Here is a 6,163-nt window from a genome sequence, read left to right as displayed (position 1 = left end):
CGCGATCATCGGCGGCGGCATGGTGCTCACCGGCCTCGCCTCGCTCCTCTGAACCCAGCCCGCACCCGAGCGGGCCGGCTGCCCGCGCCCTCAACTCTCGAGGATTTCGCGATGTCCTTCCGTGCCTCCCTCAAGAACCTGATCCGCCGCGATCCGGCCACCAGCCTGCGCGAGCGGGCCGACGAGATACGCGGCAGCCTGAGCCGCCGGACCGTCGTCGCCGGATCGGTTGCCGCCGCCGTGCCGCTGCCGGCGCTCGCTGCCCCTATCGCGGTTGTGCCCATCCACCCGCGCCCCGATGCCGATCTGTTGACGCTTGCTGAACGGTGGCTGCAAGCCCGTACAGTGCAGGACGAGGCAATGGAGGCGTGGGGCGTCGCGCACAGGCAGGTTTACGCCGTCATCAAGACGTGCCCGCCAGAGCTTTTCGCCAATCGCGACGATCGGGTGAGCATCGGCGCCGGCTGGCGCTTCCCGACGCTGCTCGGCGTGAGCCTACGGCACGTCGCCCTCGATTGGGGCACCCCCGAGGTCCATACCGAACAGGCCTGGACCGGTAAGGCCCTGCGGATCGCGATTGCCCGGGCGGTGCCTCTGTTCGGCAGAGGTGGGCTGACGCCGGGACGGATCCGGCGCTGGAAGGCCATGCTGCCGACCGCCGACGCCTTCGACGCCCGGGTGGAGGCCGTCGAGGCTGCGACCGGCCGCCGGCGCCTTGAGGAGGCCCGTCGTGTCACGGAGGACGAGTTTCGGGACCTGAACCGCGAGGTCGGCCGACACGTCGCCACCACGCCGTAGGGCATGGCTGCCCTGGTCCGCGTGATCGCCCGCTACCCGTGGAAGGACACGGGCGGCGCGTGGCCGAACCTGCTGCGCAGCGCCGCCAACGTCGCTGGCATCGACCTCGCCGACCTCGACCACGAGCACGACAGCATCAACGCCAGCCGTGCCTGACGCTGCCACAGCGCGGCGCTAGCCCTGCCGCGCCTCCTGTCATCCTGTGATCCCTGGAGGTTGACCATGGCCCCTCTCAAGCTCTCAAACCCGTTCCGCCGCACCGCTGCCGCGCCCTCGCTCAAGGCGCGCGCTGTCACCATGAAATCCGACCTGCTCAACCTCACGTCCCGGCCGACGCTGCCGGGCCCGCTGCCCGCGCCCGGCTCGCCAGAAGCCGTCGAGGCATGGCGCCGAGCCTGCACCGAGTTCGACCGACTGACGGCCCTGTCCGATGCCGAGTACGCCGCCCTGCGCATCGGCGACAGCTTCACCCTCTGGACCACGGAATGGGTCGAGGCCGCCCAGCGCGGCGACTTCGCCCGGTTCTCGACCCGCGAGATGCCGGCCGCCCGCGCCAAGACCGCCGCCGAACTGGCTGACCTTCTTGTCATCGCCGCGCGCCGGGATCTGCAGTTCGCCGAGGCGCGGCGACAGACGGGCATCCGCGATCTGTACGCGCTGGCCTACCCGAACGGCGAGGATCCCGCCGCCGAGCCCGACCCGATCCATGCTGCGATCGCCGAAAGCCACCGCGCCGAAGATGCGGTGAAGGCGTTCGGGCTGGACCCTGCCTCGACCGCGCGGCCGGAACCGCTGGCCGGAGCGGCACTTCGCGCACACCTGGAGGAGACCGGCCACGCGGCCTTCGACATCGGGCAGCAGGTAATCGACCTCCTCGACCGGATGGACGGCGACGCGGACCACGAGGACGGCGGGGACGCGGAACCGTCCCTGGCGGCGCCTGAGAACGCGACCGGCAGTCAGGTGACATGGCTGCGCGGCAACGATCAGGACCGCGAGGCCGAGGCGCCCGAGACCGTGCTACCGGAGGTGGCGACCGAGCCTCAGCCCGAGGCTGTCGTGCTGCCCTGGCGCGGTCGGGGCAATGTCATCGCGGCGGCCGGGACGCTGCTCATCGATCTGATGATGAGGGAGGGCTGACGCCCCTCTACAAGCGCAGCAGCCATCGCGCCGCCGCGCCAGCGCTGTCCTCCGGGCGCGTATTGAAGGCGATCGGGGTACCGGGGGCTCCCTCACCTACGGCGTTGATCACAACCTCAAATTCTTCGAGGTGCGTCGAACTCAGCCGGACGCCGCCCCCAATGACCACGCAGTCATAGCGAGCGGAGGCCAGTTGCTGAGTGACCATCTCCTTGATCGTCTCATCCGGCCTGATCGCGCAAAAGTCGGCCTGCCAGCCTCTATCCCGCATCTGCTGCAAACCGACTTCGATGCCTGCGGCGATCTTCCCCGCATCAATGCCAGGGGGCAGGCCAGGATCTGAGAAGTCGACGGCATCCGGAGCGTAGCCGATCAGCAGGACGCGAGGCATGAACAATCTCCGATTTGATCCTCACAACGATGACCGCCCCGCGATCAGCCGGCAAGGTCCTGGGCCACTTCTGCAGATGCGAAGATCCATTAGTCCCGCGCAAGCTTCGGTTCCGGTTTGGCAGCTCGCGTCAGGCCCTGGATCGCCCGCGGCGGTCTACCGGCCTTCTCGGCAATCTCCGCCTCCTGCTGCTCGATGAGTTCACGGGCCGGCTGATCGCCATCCAGACCACTAAGGATTTCCATCGGCACGCGTCGGTTCGAGGCTCGGCTGCCGTCCTCGAAGACGACGTCGAACAGGATGGTGCCCCGATCCTGAGGTAGTTGCTTCACGCGCTTGGCCATGCCGGTCTGATACCCCGGCAAGCGCGGCAGCACTATGTCATCGGATTGCCGCCGCATGAGCGTGACGGCTATCGGAAGCGACGCCTATAATCGCCTGGATGCCCCGCCGGACCTGCCAAAACCCGAGCAACTGTCACGCCGCTGGCCGTGGCGGTCCCTGCCGAACCTGCGACGCGGAGGCGATCGCACGGCGCGCCCTGATGCTACGCGAGCGCATCACCGCGAACCGAGCCGAGGGGCGTTCGCCGTATGCCGAGCGCTCCGATACGGCAACGCGAACGCAAGCAGCCGATCACCTCCGTTGAACAGGTTCGGTCAACGGAAGAATTCTGCGGGCGGCAGCTTCGATCCTACGGGGTGAAGAGGCATCGCACCCACGCTCGCCCTCGAGAGCTGAGGGGCATATCTGCGGGCGAGCGTGGTGGTCGACCGAAGCCGACACAATAGGCCTACGCCTCGCCTTTAAGTTGCGAAATAGCGTATGTTGTTTCGGCTTCCGATTGCATAGCGGGTATCAATCTGACGCGTACATGGTCGCCGCAGCAGATGCGGCATGAGGTCTGCCAGCATTAGGGTTCAGCCGCACCCGCATGGCCTTGCCCGGCTTGAAATGCACGCTCCGCTTGGCTGATACGACGACCTTCTGGCCTGAGCGCGGGTTGCGGCCGGTCCGCGCTTCACGGTCCCGTACCGCGAACGCGCCGAAATCCCTCAGCTCGACGCGGTCGCCGCCCGCCAGGGCGTCGGCGATCCGGTCGAGGATGGCGTCGACCACCCGCTCGACGTCCTTGGCGTAGAGGTGTGGGTTCTGCGCCGCGATGCGTGCGACAAGCTCGGATCGGATCATGCGGCACCGATGCCGTGGCGCTCATCGAACCACAACCGTACCGCGGCGCGCTAGCGTTTCATTAACCATTCGACGTGAGGAATGCCTTCGACGTCCGGAAGCCATTCGGGGCGCCTCCCTGCCTTGCCCGCCCGGTCTCCGCGGCGGGTTTTTTACCGAGGTACGGCACGCTGCGTGGAGGTTCGATCTCTGCCCCCGATGATCGGATCTGGATCAGCCCGCCCGGCTCGCCGGCGCGGGCTTTTTCGTGTCCGCCAGCGCTGAGGTTTGCCTCATGTTGTAGCGTCTGGCTCTGGGCGCACTCAGTTGAGCCTTAGCCCGAGACCTACCTCAGCCCGCCCAGTTCGCCGCGGCGGGCTCTTTCGTGGCGCAGCCCGGTGAGCGCATCGGGGCGGGGTCGAGCGATCCAGGCTGCGCATCGTCGGATAGGATGAGACTTCGTTCGCTAACCCCCTGGTGGGACCAGCCATTCACCCGTGAGAACCAGTTCCGCCGCGTAGATCGGCGTGCCCTCTTCATTCCGGATACGTACCGAGAAGGTACGTCGGTCACCGTCCGGTAGCTGATCGCCGGTCATATCCGGGAATGCCGCCAACGCGAGGCGGCGGGCGGCCTGAGCGTTGGGTAGATCCCGTCCGATGTCGTCAGGAACGGAGAGATCACCATCGTCGGTGTCGATGAAGAACCGGGGCACTGGATCCTCCGCCGGGATGGCACAGAACGCGATGCCTCGGCTCGCGCGATGGGCACCGATCTATGTCACGGATCGGAGCTGCCAAGCTCAGCCTTCAGATGCAGGTAGTCCGGCCGGAAGTCGCACGACTCGGCCAACCGCGCCATGTCCGGGAGGCTCATCCGCCGCTTGTGCAGGGTGATGAGGCCATCACGGCGCAGCTTTCCCAACGTGCGGTTGACGTGCACGCTCGTCATGCTGGCGATCTCGCCGACATCGATCTGCGTCAGAGGCCAGCTGAAGGCACCATCTTTGGCTAAGCCAACAGATTGCAAGCGGGCCCAGATCTCGCAGATGAAGTGCGCGAGGCGCTGATCAGCTTGGCGCAAACCATTGTTGACCAGAGCCGTGCGTAGGATGCTGTTCGTCTGCAACGAGGACCACCGCAGCGCCTGCCGCACCATCGGCCGTTGCTTTAGAAGAGCCGTAAGTTCGGTCGGATCAGCCTCTGCGATGATACAGGTCGAGAGCGTCGCGATCGAATGGTCGGACCTCAACAGCATGCCGCTGTGTGCGTGGCAGATGTCGCCTGGAAGGAGCAACTCGGTGATCTGTCGCTGCCCGTTCGGCAGTCCTTTCCAGCGGCAAGCCCAGCCGTCGAGGATGATCCGCGTCCGAGCCGCGTAGTCCCCTTCCGCCACGAGGTTGCGGCGGCCATCGACCGCGCGCTTGGACCGTGTGAGATGGCTCAGGGCCGCTCGATCACCGAGGGTCAGGGCCGAGCCGTGTTCTAGCCTTCGGACAAACAGATCTTCCAGGGCAAGCTCCCAAGCTTACAGGGCAAAGCCATTGGCATTCCCGCGCCTGTAATTCGCTGAGGGATTGTGTGCAATCGTATGCACCACCTAGCGTGGCAGTTGGTCGCTAGAGGTTGAGATCGGGCATGCCGCCATGACAGCAGCGGCCAGCACGGTCCGGAACGCCTTCTCCTGCGGACCTGATCGGTCCACCGCCCCGAAGGCCGGCGTGGCGTTCACGAGTGCCGCGATATCGATCCTGTGCCCGCTGGCGAACCGATAGGGGCCGGCTGCCGGATCCCGCAGGTAGAGGTCAATCGCGGCGACCACCTCCTGACTGGAGATGATGCCGGCCTTGCGCAGGTCTGCGAGGATCGGTGGTTGAGCCAATGTGCAACCCTACTGAGCGGCTTGATGGGGCCCGCAAAGAATGCGGCGACCTAGTCCTCTGCCAAGGACCGCAGATCGTCGCGTACCGCTTCAAGATCGCGGAGGTGCCGTTCGTACATCTCTACGGTCGCCTGCATGCGGCTCCTATCCTCTATCGATAGGCCGGGCTCGGACAGCGCCAATCCTGCAAGCCGAAGGCTCTCCTGTAGAGTGACGATATCGCGCTCAATGCTCTCAAGCTGGGTCATTGCCGCCTCAGCGTTGACTTAACCGTGCGCTCCGGCCGACATGGGCGGTCACGGTCGCGCCCGCACTAGCGAGTCGCGGCCACCATTCAGGAGACCATCGCCGCGAGATAGACCCTGAAAAGCCAACAGGCCCCCGTCGCCAAACGGGAGCCTGCTGAAATTCCGAGGGCCTGTGAGGGCCGAGTCACTTCCTCTCACAAGCCAGATCTCCCCCCGGGAGTCAAGACGGAACCCGTTTCCGTCAACGGGAAGGCTTTGCCTGGACCCTAGCCGCGGCCCGTGAGGGACCGGGATCGATGTTTCACGCCACCATTCGGTCGGCGATCGAGGGCGAGCGCACGCTCGCGCAGCTCGACCACCTGTCGCGCACCATCTGGCAGGCCCACGCCGCCGAGGCCGTGACCGATGACGAAGCCAAGGGCCTAGCCGAGGCGCTGCACACCAGCAGGAATGCGATTAGAGAGGCCGTGACCGCCGTCCGAATTCCGCCCGGCCGGTAGAAGCCGTTCGCGCTCTAGTGCAGCTACAGGGCTCC

10 protein-coding genes are annotated in these 6,163 nt (G+C 66.3%); 4 read left to right on the top strand and 6 right to left on the bottom strand.

Features of this window, described 5'->3' with window-relative positions:
* The 3 genes from MKK75_RS06605 to MKK75_RS06595 form a co-directional block, all read left to right on the top strand.
* Positions 1 to 798 (top strand): hypothetical protein (locus MKK75_RS06605; RefSeq protein WP_244041816.1); only part of this gene is annotated, 798 nt, incomplete at its 5' end.
* 3 nt (positions 799 to 801) lie between these two features.
* The gene (locus MKK75_RS06600; protein ID WP_244041815.1) at positions 802 to 954 is read left to right on the top strand and encodes a hypothetical protein; all 153 of its coding nucleotides are present in this window, start codon (positions 802 to 804) and stop codon (positions 952 to 954) included.
* A gap of 66 nt (positions 955 to 1,020) precedes the next feature.
* A complete protein-coding gene (locus MKK75_RS06595) occupies positions 1,021 to 1,938 on the top strand; it encodes a hypothetical protein (protein WP_244041814.1) in 918 nt (305 codons plus the stop codon).
* 7 nt (positions 1,939 to 1,945) lie between these two features.
* On the opposite strand, the gene MKK75_RS06590 is transcribed toward MKK75_RS06595, so the two are convergent.
* The 6 genes from MKK75_RS06590 to MKK75_RS06565 all read right to left on the bottom strand — a co-directional run bounded on the left by MKK75_RS06590 (position 1,946) and on the right by MKK75_RS06565 (position 5,380).
* Complete coding sequence (locus MKK75_RS06590) at positions 1,946 to 2,329, bottom strand: hypothetical protein (RefSeq protein ID WP_244041813.1); 384 nt, start codon at positions 2,327 to 2,329, stop codon at positions 1,946 to 1,948.
* A gap of 89 nt (positions 2,330 to 2,418) precedes the next feature.
* Complete coding sequence (locus MKK75_RS06585; RefSeq protein WP_244041812.1) at positions 2,419 to 2,673, bottom strand: hypothetical protein; 255 nt, start codon at positions 2,671 to 2,673, stop codon at positions 2,419 to 2,421.
* A gap of 514 nt (positions 2,674 to 3,187) precedes the next feature.
* Entirely contained in the window at positions 3,188 to 3,520 is a 333-nt protein-coding gene (locus tag MKK75_RS06580) for an integration host factor subunit beta (RefSeq protein ID WP_244041811.1), read from the bottom strand.
* A 445-nt stretch (positions 3,521 to 3,965) separates the two neighbouring features.
* A complete protein-coding gene (locus MKK75_RS06575; protein ID WP_244041810.1) occupies positions 3,966 to 4,214 on the bottom strand; it encodes a DUF6894 family protein in 249 nt (82 codons plus the stop codon).
* Positions 4,215 to 4,279: 65 nt separating this feature from the next.
* Positions 4,280 to 4,894, bottom strand: coding sequence for a Crp/Fnr family transcriptional regulator (locus MKK75_RS36025; protein ID WP_244041809.1), 615 nt, complete (start codon positions 4,892 to 4,894; stop codon positions 4,280 to 4,282).
* A 204-nt stretch (positions 4,895 to 5,098) separates the two neighbouring features.
* Positions 5,099 to 5,380 carry a hypothetical protein gene (locus MKK75_RS06565; RefSeq protein WP_244041808.1) on the bottom strand — a complete coding sequence of 94 codons (282 nt, stop codon included), beginning with the start codon at positions 5,378 to 5,380 and terminating at the stop codon, positions 5,099 to 5,101.
* Positions 5,381 to 5,924: 544 nt separating this feature from the next.
* On the opposite strand from MKK75_RS06565, the gene MKK75_RS06560 reads away from it, so the two are divergent.
* The gene (locus tag MKK75_RS06560) at positions 5,925 to 6,128 is read left to right on the top strand and encodes a hypothetical protein (protein ID WP_244041807.1); all 204 of its coding nucleotides are present in this window, start codon (positions 5,925 to 5,927) and stop codon (positions 6,126 to 6,128) included.
* Positions 6,129 to 6,163 lie beyond the last annotated feature (35 nt).

It is taken from the genome of Methylobacterium sp. J-030 (genome assembly GCF_022829545.1).
Classification (GTDB): Bacteria; Pseudomonadota; Alphaproteobacteria; order Rhizobiales; family Beijerinckiaceae; genus Methylobacterium.
This window is presented reverse-complemented; position numbering and strand designations above follow the sequence as displayed.